At 58.2% G+C, this 14292-nt stretch carries 14 protein-coding genes, 2 tRNA genes and 1 pseudogene; 8 read left to right on the top strand and 9 right to left on the bottom strand.

The window, feature by feature from the left end; translation table 11 throughout:
- Positions 1-36: 36 nt before the first annotated feature.
- From ACXPUX_RS01785 to ACXPUX_RS01770, 4 genes and pseudogenes are all read left to right on the top strand, one after another.
- Positions 37-639 (top strand): cytidylate kinase-like family protein, encoded by a 603-nt coding sequence (locus ACXPUX_RS01785; protein WP_458829560.1) that lies wholly within the window; start codon positions 37-39, stop codon positions 637-639.
- An 83-nt stretch (positions 640-722) separates the two neighbouring features.
- Positions 723-2108 (top strand): MATE family efflux transporter, encoded by a 1386-nt coding sequence (locus ACXPUX_RS01780; RefSeq protein ID WP_458829558.1) that lies wholly within the window; start codon positions 723-725, stop codon positions 2106-2108.
- A 46-nt stretch (positions 2109-2154) separates the two neighbouring features.
- Complete coding sequence (locus ACXPUX_RS01775) at positions 2155-2859, top strand: HdeD family acid-resistance protein (RefSeq protein ID WP_458829556.1); 705 nt, start codon at positions 2155-2157, stop codon at positions 2857-2859.
- Positions 2860-3134: 275 nt separating this feature from the next.
- Positions 3135-4540, top strand: a pseudogene (locus ACXPUX_RS01770) (NAD(P)/FAD-dependent oxidoreductase).
- 61 nt (positions 4541-4601) lie between these two features.
- Here the strand turns inward: ACXPUX_RS01770 and ACXPUX_RS01765 are convergent.
- The 4 genes from ACXPUX_RS01765 to ACXPUX_RS01750 form a co-directional block, all read right to left on the bottom strand.
- Positions 4602-5078: a peptidylprolyl isomerase gene (locus ACXPUX_RS01765; protein ID WP_055186307.1), complete on the bottom strand. Its 477-nt coding sequence runs from the start codon at positions 5076-5078 to the stop codon at positions 4602-4604.
- Between the two features lie 238 nt (positions 5079-5316).
- Complete coding sequence (locus ACXPUX_RS01760) at positions 5317-6114, bottom strand: TIGR03915 family putative DNA repair protein (RefSeq protein WP_458829554.1); 798 nt, start codon at positions 6112-6114, stop codon at positions 5317-5319.
- Positions 6093-7451: a putative DNA modification/repair radical SAM protein gene (locus tag ACXPUX_RS01755; RefSeq protein ID WP_458829552.1), complete on the bottom strand. Its 1359-nt coding sequence runs from the start codon at positions 7449-7451 to the stop codon at positions 6093-6095. Before ACXPUX_RS01755 ends, ACXPUX_RS01760 begins: the two co-directional genes overlap by 22 nt.
- Positions 7452-7678: 227 nt before the next feature.
- Positions 7679-8311: a LexA family protein gene (locus tag ACXPUX_RS01750; RefSeq protein WP_055186311.1), complete on the bottom strand. Its 633-nt coding sequence runs from the start codon at positions 8309-8311 to the stop codon at positions 7679-7681.
- A gap of 231 nt (positions 8312-8542) precedes the next feature.
- Here ACXPUX_RS01750 and ACXPUX_RS01745 point away from each other — a divergent pair.
- Both ACXPUX_RS01745 and ACXPUX_RS01740 read left to right on the top strand, forming a co-directional pair.
- Positions 8543-8630 (top strand) — tRNA-Ser (locus ACXPUX_RS01745).
- 34 nt (positions 8631-8664) lie between these two features.
- Positions 8665-8758, top strand: a tRNA-Ser gene (locus ACXPUX_RS01740).
- Between the two features lie 135 nt (positions 8759-8893).
- Here ACXPUX_RS01740 and ACXPUX_RS01735 read toward each other — a convergent pair.
- Positions 8894-9640: a TraX family protein gene (locus tag ACXPUX_RS01735; RefSeq protein ID WP_458829549.1), complete on the bottom strand. Its 747-nt coding sequence runs from the start codon at positions 9638-9640 to the stop codon at positions 8894-8896.
- 247 nt (positions 9641-9887) lie between these two features.
- Between ACXPUX_RS01735 and ACXPUX_RS01730 the strand changes: the two genes are divergently transcribed.
- Positions 9888-10772, top strand: coding sequence for a LysR family transcriptional regulator (locus ACXPUX_RS01730; protein ID WP_249241174.1), 885 nt, complete (start codon positions 9888-9890; stop codon positions 10770-10772).
- A gap of 160 nt (positions 10773-10932) precedes the next feature.
- Positions 10933-12507, top strand: a complete 1575-nt coding sequence (locus tag ACXPUX_RS01725) for a lipase family protein (RefSeq protein ID WP_458829547.1) — start codon at positions 10933-10935, stop codon at positions 12505-12507.
- 54 nt (positions 12508-12561) lie between these two features.
- Here ACXPUX_RS01725 and ACXPUX_RS01720 read toward each other — a convergent pair whose 3' ends face one another.
- The 4 genes from ACXPUX_RS01720 to ACXPUX_RS01705 form a co-directional block, all read right to left on the bottom strand.
- Positions 12562-12981: a PPC domain-containing DNA-binding protein gene (locus ACXPUX_RS01720; RefSeq protein ID WP_458829545.1), complete on the bottom strand. Its 420-nt coding sequence runs from the start codon at positions 12979-12981 to the stop codon at positions 12562-12564.
- 62 nt (positions 12982-13043) lie between these two features.
- Positions 13044-13235 (bottom strand): DUF6019 family protein, encoded by a 192-nt coding sequence (locus ACXPUX_RS01715; protein ID WP_458829543.1) that lies wholly within the window; start codon positions 13233-13235, stop codon positions 13044-13046.
- Between the two features lie 185 nt (positions 13236-13420).
- Complete coding sequence (locus ACXPUX_RS01710; RefSeq protein ID WP_458829541.1) at positions 13421-13666, bottom strand: hypothetical protein; 246 nt, start codon at positions 13664-13666, stop codon at positions 13421-13423.
- Between the two features lie 14 nt (positions 13667-13680).
- On the bottom strand, positions 13681-14187 hold the full coding sequence (locus ACXPUX_RS01705; RefSeq protein ID WP_458829540.1) for a hypothetical protein: 507 nt from the start codon (positions 14185-14187) through the stop codon (positions 13681-13683).
- Positions 14188-14292: the final 105 nt, after the last annotated feature.

Here is a 14292-nt window from a genome sequence, read left to right as displayed (position 1 = left end):
TTTTTCAGGGCATATATGAAACAGGAGGAACACATTATGGCAAAGACGATCATCACTTTGGGTCGTGAGTACTGCACCGGTGGACGCTACATCGCAGAGGATGTGGCAAATGCGCTGGGCATCAAGCTTTACGACAAGGAGCTGATCACCATGGCAGCAAAGAACTCCGGCTTGTCGGAGGAGGCTGTTGCCGCCAGCGAGAAACGGCATACCCACAGCCTGCTGTACAGCCTGTACACCATGGGCAACGAGCTGCCGCTGGGCGATCAGGTGTTCATTCTGCAGAGCCGTATCATCAAGCAGTTGGCCGAGGAAGGCCCCTGCGTGATCCTTGGCCGCTGCGGTGACTACGTTCTGCGGGAGCGCAAGGACGTGCTGCGGGTGTTCGTGTATGCACCCAAGGAGTGGCGCCTGCAGTACGCCAAGACGAACCCCTTGGTAAAAGCCAAGGACGAAAAGGGCATCAAGGACGAGGTGGAAAAGACCGACCGCAACCGCTCGGCCTACTACAACTACTATACCCAGAACCGCTGGGGCGATGCCCATAACTACGATCTGGCCATCAACGCCGCCCTTGGCCGCGAGACCTGCGTAAAGATGATCCTGGACGCAGCCGCCGCAAAGGAAAAGATGCTGTGAACCCCGGCAAGACCCAATAAACTACGACAGAACGTGGGCAGGGCGCTTCTGCGCTCTGCCCATGTTTCCGGCAAGGAGAAATCGTGAAAACAAGTCAATCGCAGACCGCACCCGCCGAGGTGCGGGAAAACATCATGGGCACCATGGAGATCAACCCCCTTTTGCTCAAGCTCAGCATCCCGATGATGATCTCCATGCTGGTGCAGGCGCTGTACAACGTGGTGGACTCGGTATTCGTGTCCCATGTCAGCGAGAGCGCCCTTACCGCCGTATCGCTGGCCTTTTCATTGCAGAACGTCATGATCGCCGTAGGCGTGGGCACCGGCGTGGGCGTGAACGCCCTGCTGAGCAAGAGCCTTGGCGAAAAGAACCAGAGCCGCGCCAACGCCACCGCAGAAAACGGCATCTTCCTTTCCCTGTGCAGCTTTGTGGTGTTTTTTGTCATCGGCCTTACCTGCATGAAGCCCTACTTCTACGCCCAGACCAGCGACGCCGTCATCGCGCAGCAGGGCATCCGGTATTTGTCGGTGTGCTGCATCTTCAGTCTGGGCATTTTCACCCAGACCATGGGCGAAAAGCTGCTGGCGGCTACCGGCCGCACCTATCTGAGCATGATCAGCCAGCTGGTGGGTGCAGTGGTCAACATCATTCTGGACCCCATCTTCATCTTCGGCTACTGCGGCGAGGCACTGTCCGGCACCACCGGCGCAGCGGTGGCAACGGTCATCGGCCAGTTCTGCGGCGCAGGCATGACCCTGTACTTCAACACCCGCAAAAACCCGGATATCCAGATCAGCTTCAAGGGCTTCCGCCCCAGCGCCAAGGCCATTGGCCGCATCTACACGGTGGGTCTGCCCAGCATCGCCATGCAGTGCGTGGGCAGCCTGATGACCTTCGGCATGAACCTGATCCTGATGGCCTTCTCGGCTACGGCGGTGGCGGTGTTCGGCGTCTACTTCAAGCTGCAAAGCTTCGTGTTCATGCCCATCTTCGGCCTGAATAACGGCATGGTGCCCATCATCGGCTACAACTACGGTGCCCGCAGACCGGACCGCGTGAAAAAGACCATCAAGCTGTCGGTGTGCTACGCCGAAGGCATCATGCTGGCGGGCTTCTGCGTGTTCCAGTTCGCGCCCGGGCTGGTGCTGAGCATCTTTGCCGCCAGTGACGCCATGCTGGCCATCGGCATCCCGGCCATGCGCATCATCTGCCTGCATTTCCTGCTGGCAGGCGTCAGCATCGTGCTCAGCTCGGTGTTTCAGGCGCTGGGCAACGGCGTTTTCAGCCTGATCGTTTCGGTCTGCCGTCAGCTGTTCGTGCTGCTGCCGGCAGCGTGGCTGCTGGCACAGACCGGCAGCGTCAACAATGTCTGGTGGGCCTTCCTCATTGCGGAAGTCGTCAGCATCCTGATGAGTCTGGCCTTCTATGCCCGTATCAACAAGACCACCATCGCACCCCTGTACCACTGACCCGGGTGCGGGCAGCGGCCCTGCAAACGAAAGGAACGTGATCTCTATGGTAAAAAAGCTGAAGTGGAACCTGATCCTTATGAGCCTGTTGTATGTCGGGCTGGGCATTTTTCTGGTCATGAAGCCCGGCACGGCGCTGAACATCGTCTGCTACGCGCTGGGCGGCGTGGTGCTGGCCTGCGCAGCCGTACAGCTGATCCGCTACTTTGTGGTGGGGCGCGGGGTGTTCCAGAGCCAGCTTACCCTGATCTCCGGCCTTGTCTGCCTTGCACTGGGCGTTTTTCTGCTGCTGCGCAGCGATATCGTGGTAAGCATCCTGCCCATCGTGTTCGGCCTGTTCGTCGTCTTTGACGCCATTGGCCGGGTGCAGAACGCCTTGGATCTGCGCCGCTGCGGCTACGACAGCTGGAAGGGCTTTCTGCTGCTGCCGGTGCTCAGCGTGGTGCTGGGCGTCATCCTGATCGCCAACCCCTTCGGCGCCATGGAAACACTGGTGATGGCTATCGGCGTCATCCTGATCGTGGAAGGTGCCATCAACCTGCTCAGTGCCCTGTACACCATCCTTGCGGTGCGCCGCTTTGCCAAGCTGCACCCGGAGACCCAGTCTGTGCTGGAAGCCATTGCGGGGGATGACCTGAACGGCGATGGCGTTGTCGCCCCGGACGTGACCTGCACCGATGCAGAAGCTACCGCCGTAGAGCTGGATCATGTGGACGAGAGCGCCACCGTGGAGCAGGAGGAACGGGAGTAAGGAAAACAATCCCGCCCTCTCAGGCGCTCCCGCGCCAGCTCTCCCGGAGGGAGAGCCAAGGTCTAAGGCTTGCTGCTGAAGCTTTAGGTTAAATGAGAAGGTTTCCGGTAGCGCTCTTGCCTCTCCCTTTGAGGAAAGACTTCCCCCGCTCCGGGGGAAGATGTCGCGCAGCGACAAAAGGGGGAGTGTGGCATCGCGCAGCGATGACGGAGAGGGCAAGCACATTCCACCAAATCATAAATGAGTAAATCTATAACAAGAAAAGGAACAAAATCATGGAAAAGTACGATCTGATCATCGTGGGTGCGGGCCTGCCGGCATCTTTACCGCTGTGGAGCTGCTGCGCCGCGGCAGCAAAAAGAAGATGCTGCTGGTGGAAAAGGGCAAGCCGGTGGAAAAACGCCACTGCCCCAAGGCAGAGGTGGGCCATTGCGTCAACTGCCGTCCCACCTGCGCCATCACCACCGGCTTTTCCGGTGCGGGCGCGTTCTCGGACGGCAAGCTGAGCCTTTCCTATGAGGTGGGCGGCGACCTGCCCACCCTCATCGGGGAGGAGCTTGCGCAGGAGCTCATCGACTACACCGATAAAATCTATCTGGAGTTCGGCGCAGACCCCCATGTGGAGGGCATCTACACCGGCGAGGACATCAAGGAGATCCGCAAAAATGCCATCCATGCAGGTCTGAAGCTGGTGGACTGCCCCATCCGCCATCTGGGCACCGAGAAGGCACAGGAGCTGTATCTGGCTATCCAGAACTATCTGGCAGACAACGGCGTGGAGATGCGCTTCAATACCGAGTGCGAGAATATCATTCTGGAAGAGGAAGGCTGCAAGGGCGTGCTGCTGAAGGACGGCGACAGCCTGCTGCCCGTGTACGCGGACGAGGTGGTCATTGGCACCGGACGCCGCGGCGCAGACTGGCTGGAAAAGCTCTGCGCAGAGCACCACATCGCCCACAAGCCCGGCACCGTGGACATCGGCGTGCGCGTGGAGTGCCGTAACGAGGTCATGGAAAAGGTGAACAAGGTGCTATATGAGTCCAAACTCATCGGCTATCCGAAGCCGTGGAAGAACAAGGTGCGCACCTTCTGCCAGAACCCCGGCGGCTTTGTGGCGCAGGAGAACTATGACAACGACCTTGCGGTGGTCAACGGCCACAGTTTCAAGGAAAAGAAGAGCCCGAATACCAACCTTGCCATTCTGGTGTCCCACAACTTTACCGAGCCCTTCAACCAGCCCATCGCCTACGCCCAGAAAGTGGGCGAGCTGACCAATATGCTGGGCGCAGGCCACATCATGGTGCAGCGCTACGGCGATATTCTGGACGGCAAGCGCACATGGCAGAAGGAGCTGGCGCAGTCCAACGTGAAGCCCACGTTGAAGGACGCCGTGGCGGGTGATATCACCGCCGCCATGCCCTACCGCGCCATGACCAACATCATCGAGTTCATCAAGATGCTGGATATGGTCGTGCCCGGCTTTGCCGCCAACGAGACGCTGCTGTACAGCCCGGAGCTGAAGTTCTACTCCAACAAGGTCAAGATGGACGAGAACCTCGACACCAACATCAAGGGCCTGCACTGCCTGGGCGACTCCTCCGGCTGGACCCGCGGCTTGATGATGGCGTCCGTCATGGGCGTGCTCATGGGCCGGAAGCTGGCTGAAAAAGAAGGCTGCTAAAAGTTATCTATAATAAAAAATCCCGACACCGCAAGGTGTCGGGATTTTTTGTTATCACATTTTAGCCCTCGATGAGTTCCACGGTCTTCATCTTGACCGGGGTGGTGGGCTTGTCGTTCCAGTCGGTGCGGACGGCTGCGATCTTATCCACAACGTCCATGCCGGCAACGACCTTGCCAAAGGCGGCGTACTGGCCGTCCAGATGAGGTGCATCCTGATGCATGATGAAGAACTGGCTGCCTGCGCTGTTGGGATTCATGCTGCGGGCCATGCTGATCACACCGCGGGTGTGCTTGAGGGGGTTGTTCACGCCGTTAGCGGCAAACTCGCCCTTGATGTTCCAGCCCGGGCCGCCGGTGCCGGTGCCCAGCGGGCAGCCGCCCTGGATCATAAAGCCGGGGATGACACGGTGGAAGGTCAGGCCGTTGTAAAAGCCTTCCTTGACCAGCTTTTTGAAATTCTCACAGGTGATGGGGGCAACTTCCTCGTTCAGCTCGATGTCGATGATGCCGCCGTCTTCCATAGTAATGCGAACCATAACGCTACAATACTCCTTTTGTGTTGACCCCGCAGCGGGGGTGTTGGTGGCAGAAATGACTGCCCGGATATCCCTTATAGTATACCATAGGTTTTGCCCGTTGCAACGATGCAGATGCAACGTTTTTGTGAATTATCTGCCCCAATAGGCTGAAAATGTGCGCCGCAACCGGAGTTTGCGCTCTGGTTGGTGGACGCAACCGGGCTTTTGTGCTAGAATCGTGCCACAGAAAAAATAATTACAATTCCCCCTGCATCTCCACCATATCCGCCCAGAAGCGCTTGGGGCAATGGGTCATGCGGCCTTTTTCGTTGTGGCGCGCCTTGATTTCCAGCGTTTTGTAGAACTGCGTCCACAGCGCCTGAAACTGCTGCTCCCGCGCGCTGGGCGGCGGCAGCTCCAAGGGTGCTGCCAGCTCCAGCAGCCGGGTGCTGTGCCCCTCGTGCAGCAGCACTGCCTGATGGACGGCATCGTAGATCATAAAGTCCTCCTCCGGGAAGCGTCCGCAGAAGTGTGGGCGCAGCAGGGGGAGGATATAATTTTTGGGGTGGATGACCGCGCCCAGCATGCCGTCGTGCTCCTCGAAACGCACAAAGCCCTGAAACTTGTCCACCTCCCAGTCCAGACTTTTTTTCATGGCGTAGAGGGGTGCGACCACCGGATGCCCCTCCCGTTTGACCGTGCCCGGGCCCAGCGCAAAGGCCAGATGCAGAAAGCGGAGCAATAGTAGCTCCTTGTCCTCCTGCCCGGAAAGAAAATCCCGGCTGACGAGGTACTCGGTCTCTGCACCCAGCTTTTTGCCAAAGCTTGCGAACACCCGCCGGGCAACGGCGGGGTCGGTGGCGATCTCCTTGACCGGGTAAAGGGTAGCAGTCTCCCGCTGGGGCGTCCACACCGCAAAGGGAAGCTCGTGCTGGGCAAAGCTTTCGTACACGCAGCACAGAAAGCCCTTAAAGCTGCCGTCGTACAGGTAGACCACGTCGGCATCGTGCAGCTTGCGCGCCCCCTTGGGGCTTACAGCGCCTTGGCAAGACATTGCACAGCCTCCTCCCTTACCATGCGGACAGCCGCCCGGGGCGGCACGCCCTGCCCGATGAGGTTGTCCACGGCGGGCGGGCTGAACAGGCTCAGCTGCTCGCAGCTGCCGCTGAATACGTTGGGGTCGATGAGCGCCCGGGTGATGCGCTCTCGCCCGGCGGTGCCGCGCCCCGGGTGCGCCCCGGAAAAACCCCGGCAGGTGATGAAGTACTGCGCCCGCTTGAGCACCACGCCCATGCGTTTCAGCTCGTCCAGACCCAGCGCCGCCTGCTTGCGGGCGCGCCAGATGCGCCGGGCGCTTTTCGGGCCGATGCCCGGCACCCGCAGCAGCATCTCGAAGGGGGCACGGTTTACGTCCACCGGGAACAGCCCGTAGTGCTGCACCGCCCAGTTGCATTTGGGGTCCAGATAGGGGTTGAAGTTGGGGTTATCCTTATCTAAGATCTCGTCCGCCTCGAACTGGTAGAACCGCAGCAGCCAGTCTGCCTGATACAGCCGGTGCTCCCGCAAAAGGGGCGGCTTTGTGTCCAGCGCGGGCAGGCGGATGTCCTCGGCTACCGGGATGTAAGCGGAGTAGAACACCCGCTTCAGCCCGTATTTGTGGTACATCCCCTCGGTCAGCTTTAAGATATGGTAGTCCGTCTCCGGCGAAGCACCCACGATCATCTGGGTGCTCTGCCCGGCGGGGGCAAACTTGGGCGCATGGCGGTAGAGGGTAAGCTCCTCCCGGCTGGCAGCGCCGGACACCGCGATCTGCTTCATGGGGCGGAAGATGGAGTGCCGCCCTTTGTCCGGGGCCAGCAGGTTCAGGCTGCGCTCGCTGGGTAGCTCCACGTTCACGCTCAGACGGTCGGCCAGATACCCCAGCTGCTGCACAAGCTCCGGGCTTGTTCCCGGGATGGCCTTGGCGTGGATGTAGCCCCCAAAGCGGTATTCGCCCCGCAGCAGCCGCAGCACCGCCAGCATCCGCTCGGTGGTGTAGTCCGGGGTGCCCAGCACCGCGCTGGACAAAAACAGCCCCTCGATATAGTTGCGGCGGTAGAACTCCATGGTCAGCTCTGCCAGCTCCCGGGGCGCAAAGGTGGCGCGGGGGATATCGTTGGAGCGGCGGTTGACGCAGTAGCCGCAGTCGAAGGAGCAGCAGTTGGTCATGAGCACCTTGAGCAGGCTGACGCAGCGGCCATCGGCTGTAAAGGCGTGGCAGCAGCCTGGGGCATAGCAGCTGCCCACCGTGCCCGGGCGCGCGGTGCGGGATGCCCCGCTGGAGGTGCAGGCAACGTCATATTTGGCGCTGTCCGCCAGAATGGTCAGCTTGTCCGTCAGGGTCTGTTCCATGCAGAATGCACCTCCAAAAAGGATAAAACCGGGAAAAAGGGTCAAAAAATAAAGCCATGCGCAAAACAGCAGATGGCTTTATGAAAAAATAGGGGGAACTCCCTCAGGGAGGGAGCCCCTTTGGCACACACACAACGTTTCCGGTGTGCCGGAAACTGTGCCGTTGCCGCCGAAGCCTTCCCCCGTCCGGGGGAAACCTTTAACAGCGAAATCTTAAATCGCCCGACTTACCACTTGGCCTTGGTCTCTACCACGCGGCCTGCAATGTGCAGGTGGTTCAGCTCCTCGCCCTTGATGACCATTTCATGATAGGCGGGGTTGAAGGGCTGCAATACCACGCAGTTGCCGCGCTGGATGTAGCGCTTCAGGGTGCCCTCGCCCTCGTCGCCGTAGATCAGCACGCCCAGATCACCGTTTTCCAGCGTGTCCTGCTTGTGCACCAGCGCAAGGTCGCCGTCCTGAATGCGGGGCTCCATGCTGTCGCCGCGCACCACCAGATAAAAATAGTTGGCGGGGTCTTTCACCCGGGCGTACTCCTGCCCGTAGTCCTCTTCAAAGGCCAGTGCGCCGTAGCCGGCCTTCACCGTGCCGATGACCGGGATCAGGCTCTCGGTGTAGCTGCCGAAAAAGCGCTCCTCGGGGGCAGAAACGTTGCTGACCGGGCGGTACAGCCCCAGCAGATAGTCCGCCGTGGTGTTCAGCAGCTCCGCAATGCGGGCCACGGTGGAGGGGTCGGGGGAGGACTTGCCGCTTTCCCACTTGCCGACAGCCTGCTGGGTGACCCCCAGTCTGGAGGCAAGCTCCGCTTGGCTGACGCCCTGCTTTTTGCGGCACTGCTTCAATAGCTCTGAAAACGACATGATGATGCTCCTTTTCCCGATGGGTGGTTTATGTTGGTTTTATTATACAACAAAAAGGTGTTTCTGTAAAGAGAGATTCCAAAAAAACTTCGAATAAAGGTTGTGATAATTGCGCCCGTTGTACAGTTGCCGTACAGAAAAAAGAAAAAATTTGCATAAGGGCTTGACAGAACGGCGTAAATCTGGTAAAGTAAGTAGGCATTCGACACGGCGTAACGCGAGTGTCCACAAGGAGAGATGTCCGAGTGGTTTAAGGAAGCAGTCTTGAAAACTGCCGTACGGCAACGTACCGTGGGTTCGAATCCCACTCTCTCCGCCATTTTTTATTGAATAAGTGTAATGCACTTTGCTCTGGAGTAGTACTCAAGAGGCCGAAGAGGCGCCCCTGCTAAGGGCGTAGGTCGTCTAAACAACGGCGCGAGGGTTCAAATCCCTCCTACTCCGCCAAGAAAATCCCTCGTAGTTTCGTGAAAACTGCGGGGGATTTTCCTTTTTGTAGCGTTTTTACGCGTAAAAAAGGGTCCTGAAAAGCCCACAGGCTTTTCAGGACCCCAAAATTATAAATGCCTGTTCGCAAAAACTTTACAGCAGCAGGTTCGTGATAGCCGCCAGCACCAGCAGGTGCACCGGGTAGAACCAGTAAAAGGCCTTCTTTTGCAGCGGACTGCACGCGCCGCGCTGCCCGTTATAGAACCAGACCAGCACAAAGGCCAGCGGGGCGGTGAGCTCGAACAAAAACAGCAGCGCGCCCGCAAGGCACTGCTGCTTGCGGTCTGCGCGGGTGAGGTACAACGCGCAGATGATGATCACGCCGCTGGCGTTGTAGTCGGTATTGGCAGCCAGTGCCAGCGCGGCGCACCCGCCCGCCCACACAAGCCCCTGCCAGCCGGGCAGGCCGTTTTCCTTTTCAAAGCGCTTGAGCCCTGCCATAGCCAGCACGCCCAGCGCCAGCGTCCAGTAAACGTTCTGCGCATCCGAGTAAAAGGGGGTGCGGAAGAACGCAAGATCAAAGGGTACTTCGCTCACTAGGCCGAACAGCACCAGCCGCCCAAGGTAGCCTTTGACGTTGTGGGTGTGCACAAAGCCCTCCACCAGTAAAAAGCAGAACAGAGGAAAGGCCAGCCGTCCGGTGAAGCGCAGCACCATGTCCAGCCGGTACAACGGGTAGGCGGAAAGGGTGTCCTGCGAAAGGACACCGGCGTCCAGTCCGGGCGTAAGGATGCCTGCCTCGATGCAGGACGCACCGATGTGGTTCACCAGCATAGTGATGCAGGCAATGGTTTTCAGAGCGGTGCCGCTGAAGCTGCGGTGCGGGGATAGTGCGGCCATAAAAAACACCTCGTTCAGGTCGTTAAAAATCGTTACAGGAACCATAACGGAGGAAAGGCGGCATTTCCTGCAAAAATCGCGGCAAAATCTGCACAGAACGTGCAAAAATCGGGGCAAAATGCTTGACAGAAAAGGCGCGGGATAGTACAATCAAGAAGATAATTGAACTATCTCAAATGAAAGATGAAAAAGATTCACAGAGAATCGGGCGTCTCCGAACCAGTATAGACGGAAGGAGGCTTTGGGCATGACGCTATTTTCCTACGAAATTTTTGATGCTGTGGCGCGGCAGGGCAGCTTCAACAAGGCGGCACAGCAGCTGCACCTGACCCCCTCGGCCATCAGTCACGCCATTGCCGTAATGGAGGAGGAGCTGGGCTTTGCCCTGTTCAACCGCGGCAAAAACGGCGTATCCATGACCAGCTACGGCGCTTCCCTGTACCCCTCTATCCGCGATGTGCTCAACAGTGACGAGGCGCTAAAGCAGAGCATCGCCCGCCTGAACGGCTTGGAAAAGGGCAAGGTGAAGCTGGGTGTATTCAACTCGGTGTGCGCCTCGCTGCTGCCCGGGCTGCTGAAAAGCTTTGCGGCGCATTATCCGCAGATCGAGATCGAAGTATATCAGGGCACCTACGATGATGTCAAGGAGTGGCTGCGCACCGGTCAGGTGGATATCGCCTTCCTGTCCTCCACCTGCCGGGAGGAGTTCAACCTCACCGAGCTGTTCCGGGAGCCGCTGCTGTGCATCGTGCCGCAGGACTGGCCGGAGCCGCAGGACGGCGTAATGACCCCGGCGCTGATGAACGGCCAGAGCTTTGTAGTGCAGTGCGACGCCACCGATGCCGAGATGCGCCAGTTCCTCAAGAAATACAAGATCGGCACCGAGCGCCGCTGCCATGTCATCGACGACCAGTCCAACATTGCCATGGTGGAAGCCGGGCTGGGCATCTCCATCATGCCGCGGATGCTGCTGCGGGACTGCAAGGCCGCCGTCAAGGTGTACCCCATCGAGCCGGAGGAGTACCGCGTGGTGGGTCTGGCCGTGCAGCGCCCGGCCTCTATGGCCCCTGCCGTGGAGCAGATGTTCCACCATATCGTGGAATACTGCCACGAGCTGGATCTTTCGCTGTAATAAAGAATATTCTTGTATCTGTCAACCGGGAAGTTCTGCGGAGCTTCCCGGTTTTTGTTGACTGCCGCAAGTAAAAATTGCATCCGGCGGTAAAAAGGATTATACTATAAAAAAGCCTGCGGGGTACAGGCCGCAGAAGCGGATGTGAGGGGATGGAACCATGAAACGACGGGATTTTTGCAAGGGTCTTGCGGTGACCCTTGCGGCGGGGGCGCTTGCTCCCGCTGCGGCGCTGCCGCAGGCCGGGGCAGCTACGGCGCTGGTCGGCCGCGCCGTGCCGGACGACTACTATACCCTGTGGTACCGCAGTGACCGCAACAGCGCCGACCTGCGGCACGACTACTATTACAGCGACAGCCTGTTCGACCACCCTGCCACGGAGTACGACAACCAGCTGGCGCTGGCCACCTTGGGCATGGCGGCAGCCGCCGATTGTCCATGGGAGAGCGACCAGCGCTATTGGATGGAGGGCGAGGTCGGCCGCGCCGACCATATCCGGGACGCCTTTGCAAAGCTGGGCTTTACCGAGGTGCAGCTGTTCAACTATACCCACAGCCTGAACAACACCCCGGACACTGTGGCCTGTGCCATCGCCCGCAAAACGCTGGTGCGCGGCGGAAGACAGGTGACCATCATCGGGGCGTTTTTGCGCGGCTCCGGCTACGGTGCCGAGTGGTCCGGCAACCTTCATGCGGGGCCCGGCAGCGCCCATACCGGCTTTGTGACGGCGGCGCGGCAGCTGGTTGAAAAAATACGCGGATACGTTCAGGCATCGGCAAAGCGTCAGCCGCTGGGCACTTTGAAGCTCTGGATGGGCGGGTACAGCCGGGGCGGCGGCGTGACCAACCTTGTGGCGGCGCGCCTGCCCGCCGTGCTGCCGCAGTTGGAAAAGAAAAACACCTACGTCTATACCTTTGCCGCTCCGGCAGCCCTGACGGCGGCAGACTGCCCCGATTTACAGCAGGATTTTAACAACAACCACGCGGCAGACGGCAGCCTGAAAAAGAACTGGGGCACCAGCAATATCTTCAATATCGTTTCCAGCGGCGATGTCATCCCCCGCATTCTGCCCGCAGAGTGGGGATTTTACCGCAACGGCAATGACCGCTTTCTGCCCTCCACGGTCATCCCGGAGGAGCTGGAGAAGCTGAACGACCGCAGCGCACGGATGGAGGGCACGCCGATGGACTTCGGGCGGCTGGCGGTCACCGAGGAGACCGATGCCGTGCTGCAATCTATGCTGAACCTGTTCTGCGACCGTCAGACCTACTACGAGGATTACGAGGACGCCATGCGCTGTATGCTGCAATGCGCCAACACCCGCTCGGAGGCGGAGGTGACCCGGGGCATCGTACGGGGCGATACCGCCGTGGTGGCGCAGCTGCGCAGCATGGAGCTGATGCGGCGCTTCCCGCAGGAAAAGGTGGAGCGCTGCGTACAGGCAGCCTCGGCGCTGAGCCGTCCTGTACTGGAAAAGCTGGGCAGCGCGGTGCCGCTGCAGGCGCAGCAGGTCGTCATCCCCATGCTGGCGGTTGGTCTGTGCTTTGAATTGCAGCCGGATACTGTGCAGCTGGTGGCAGACTTTGTCCTGTCCACCATCACGGTAAAGGGGCAGCTGAGCGGCATGCTAAAGACGGTGATGTGCCACTTTCAAGAAAACTACATCACCGTGCTGGAATCCTACGACCCCGCCGACCACGGTATGGAGCCCTACACCCGGCAGGAGGAGCTATAAGCAAAAGGCCGCTGCGCAAACATCGCGCAGCGGCCTTATTTTTTACAAAGCAGCTCAGAACTTGAACAGGTTCAGCCCGGTAACGGGGTCGTACTGGCGGTCTACCGTTCCGTCCAGAACATCCACCACCATCTCACAGGTGGCGCTGACCACCGCCCGGTTCAGATGCCCGCCGAACACCTCACCCTTGTCGTTGCCGGCGCTCATGTGCAGGTGGGCGTAGAATTCACCGTTCATGGTGTTGATGGTGCCAGTCAGGGACACGATCTCAAAGCTGCCGCTGAAGGTGTTGGCGTAGTATTTCTTCTCCGCTACATTATATACGCCCACCGTGAAGCTGTTGGCGGCGCCCAGCGCCTGCACAGCGGCAAGGCGGATGTTTTCCTTCAGGGCAAGCTCTTTGACCTGTTCAAGAATCTCCTCGTCCTTGTCGATGCGGACAATGATCTTATTGCCAAAACGTTTGTATTCCATGGTGAAGGTTCTCCTTTATGTGGTTTTTTGTGCGCTGTTCTTTGCCGGGAACGCGTGCAGCTTTATTGCTCTTCTGAATCTGATCCGAGTTTTTCCAGTTCTTTTTCGTTTTGGATATCTTCATCGGTTTTCTCTCCCGTGATAGCACGGTAAGCTTCTTTGATGCCGTTTCTCACTGCCCATTTGATAACGTAATACAGCGCGATCAAAATAACAATTGCGGTTCCACCGCTGATACCTAATTCATTCCACATGATTCGCCCCTCCAAATTCCGATTTGTTGAACTAAGCCGAGTATATCACACCCGCCAAGGAAAGAACACCCCCGATAAGAGTGAAATTCCCGGTTTGCTGTTCCGGGCTGGCGAACGACAACAAAAAATCCCCAGACCGAATGGTCTGGGGATGTGGTGGAGCATTGTCCAAGGCAGTCGAACCTTCAGGCGGGCATATCGTTGCTGCGGTCAGAGCGCTTCAAACCGAGAAACGGCGGCACTTCGGAACGCTTCAGCCCTTGTTCGTGTGCTTTTTTCAGTTGGTATTCGTGCAGGGCAATGCTGTCCAGCAGATCACGCTGATTCTGGGAGACTGCATAGTAATCAACGCTGAACCGTTTGCAGACTGCACTGAGTTGGTCAAGCATTTCAACAGCAGTAGGGGACATTCGTTTGACCTCGATATCCATAGGAGCACCACCTTTCAGGAAAGATATGTATTGAAAAGAGAAAGCGCCGCATTATCGGCAACCATCAACATGATCGGTCCACCGGACTGTTTGGCAAAGACCTGAATTGCGCCAAAATCCCGGATATAATGTTTTGCGAGTTCATCCGTCTTGGCTTCAAAGGTGACAACACCATTTTTACCGGAATCAATGGAAAGCTGGATGCCGAATGCGATCATCATGCGCCCAATATCCAGATATTTGCGTTTTGCAGTTAACGTAGGGTTACTTTCTGGGTGACTTTCGATGTATTCAATATACACGAACATACTGGCTTCTGTTTCGCGGTAAGCACCCAATGCTACGATTTCGCCGCCTTCGGTCTTGGCGGTATACTTTTCCAGTGCGGGATCACCGATGAACTCGCTTGTCCAGTCGGTCTGCCAACTCTCTTGGGTCGCTGCAAGGTCGGCAGAAGTTGATTTTTCGATTTCAACCGGAATCTTATTGCCCGTATCGGATGCTATGACAAAATACTGCAAAATTATAGTGCCCACCTTCTTTCAGTTTTATTATAACGAAAATACGGTGGATTTACAAGCGGTGCAGCACCCACCACAAACAAAAAACCCAGACCGAATGGTCTG

It is taken from the genome of Faecalibacterium sp. PGM34 (assembly GCF_054456555.1).
The sequence above is the reverse complement of the archived record's forward strand: the minus strand, read 5'-3'. Positions and strand labels throughout refer to the sequence as shown.

Excerpts from the sequence above, each read along its gene's own strand:
- ACXPUX_RS01715 (WP_458829543.1), bottom strand. The coding sequence starts at position 13,235 with ATGTGGAATGAATTAGGTATCAGCGGTGGAACCGCAATTGTTATTTTG.
- ACXPUX_RS01785 (WP_458829560.1), top strand. The coding sequence starts at position 37 with ATGGCAAAGACGATCATCACTTTGGGTCGTGAGTACTGCACCGGTGGA.
- ACXPUX_RS01760 (WP_458829554.1), bottom strand. The coding sequence starts at position 6,114 with ATGTCTTGCCAAGGCGCTGTAAGCCCCAAGGGGGCGCGCAAGCTGCAC.
- ACXPUX_RS01735 (WP_458829549.1), bottom strand. The coding sequence starts at position 9,640 with ATGGCCGCACTATCCCCGCACCGCAGCTTCAGCGGCACCGCTCTGAAA.
- ACXPUX_RS01765 (WP_055186307.1), bottom strand. The coding sequence starts at position 5,078 with ATGGTTCGCATTACTATGGAAGACGGCGGCATCATCGACATCGAGCTG.
- ACXPUX_RS01750 (WP_055186311.1), bottom strand. The coding sequence starts at position 8,311 with ATGTCGTTTTCAGAGCTATTGAAGCAGTGCCGCAAAAAGCAGGGCGTC.
- ACXPUX_RS01710 (WP_458829541.1), bottom strand. The coding sequence starts at position 13,666 with ATGGATATCGAGGTCAAACGAATGTCCCCTACTGCTGTTGAAATGCTT.
- ACXPUX_RS01730 (WP_249241174.1), top strand. The coding sequence starts at position 9,888 with ATGACGCTATTTTCCTACGAAATTTTTGATGCTGTGGCGCGGCAGGGC.
- ACXPUX_RS01725 (WP_458829547.1), top strand. The coding sequence starts at position 10,933 with ATGAAACGACGGGATTTTTGCAAGGGTCTTGCGGTGACCCTTGCGGCG.
- ACXPUX_RS01755 (WP_458829552.1), bottom strand. The coding sequence starts at position 7,451 with ATGGAACAGACCCTGACGGACAAGCTGACCATTCTGGCGGACAGCGCC.
- ACXPUX_RS01720 (WP_458829545.1), bottom strand. The coding sequence starts at position 12,981 with ATGGAATACAAACGTTTTGGCAATAAGATCATTGTCCGCATCGACAAG.
- ACXPUX_RS01775 (WP_458829556.1), top strand. The coding sequence starts at position 2,155 with ATGGTAAAAAAGCTGAAGTGGAACCTGATCCTTATGAGCCTGTTGTAT.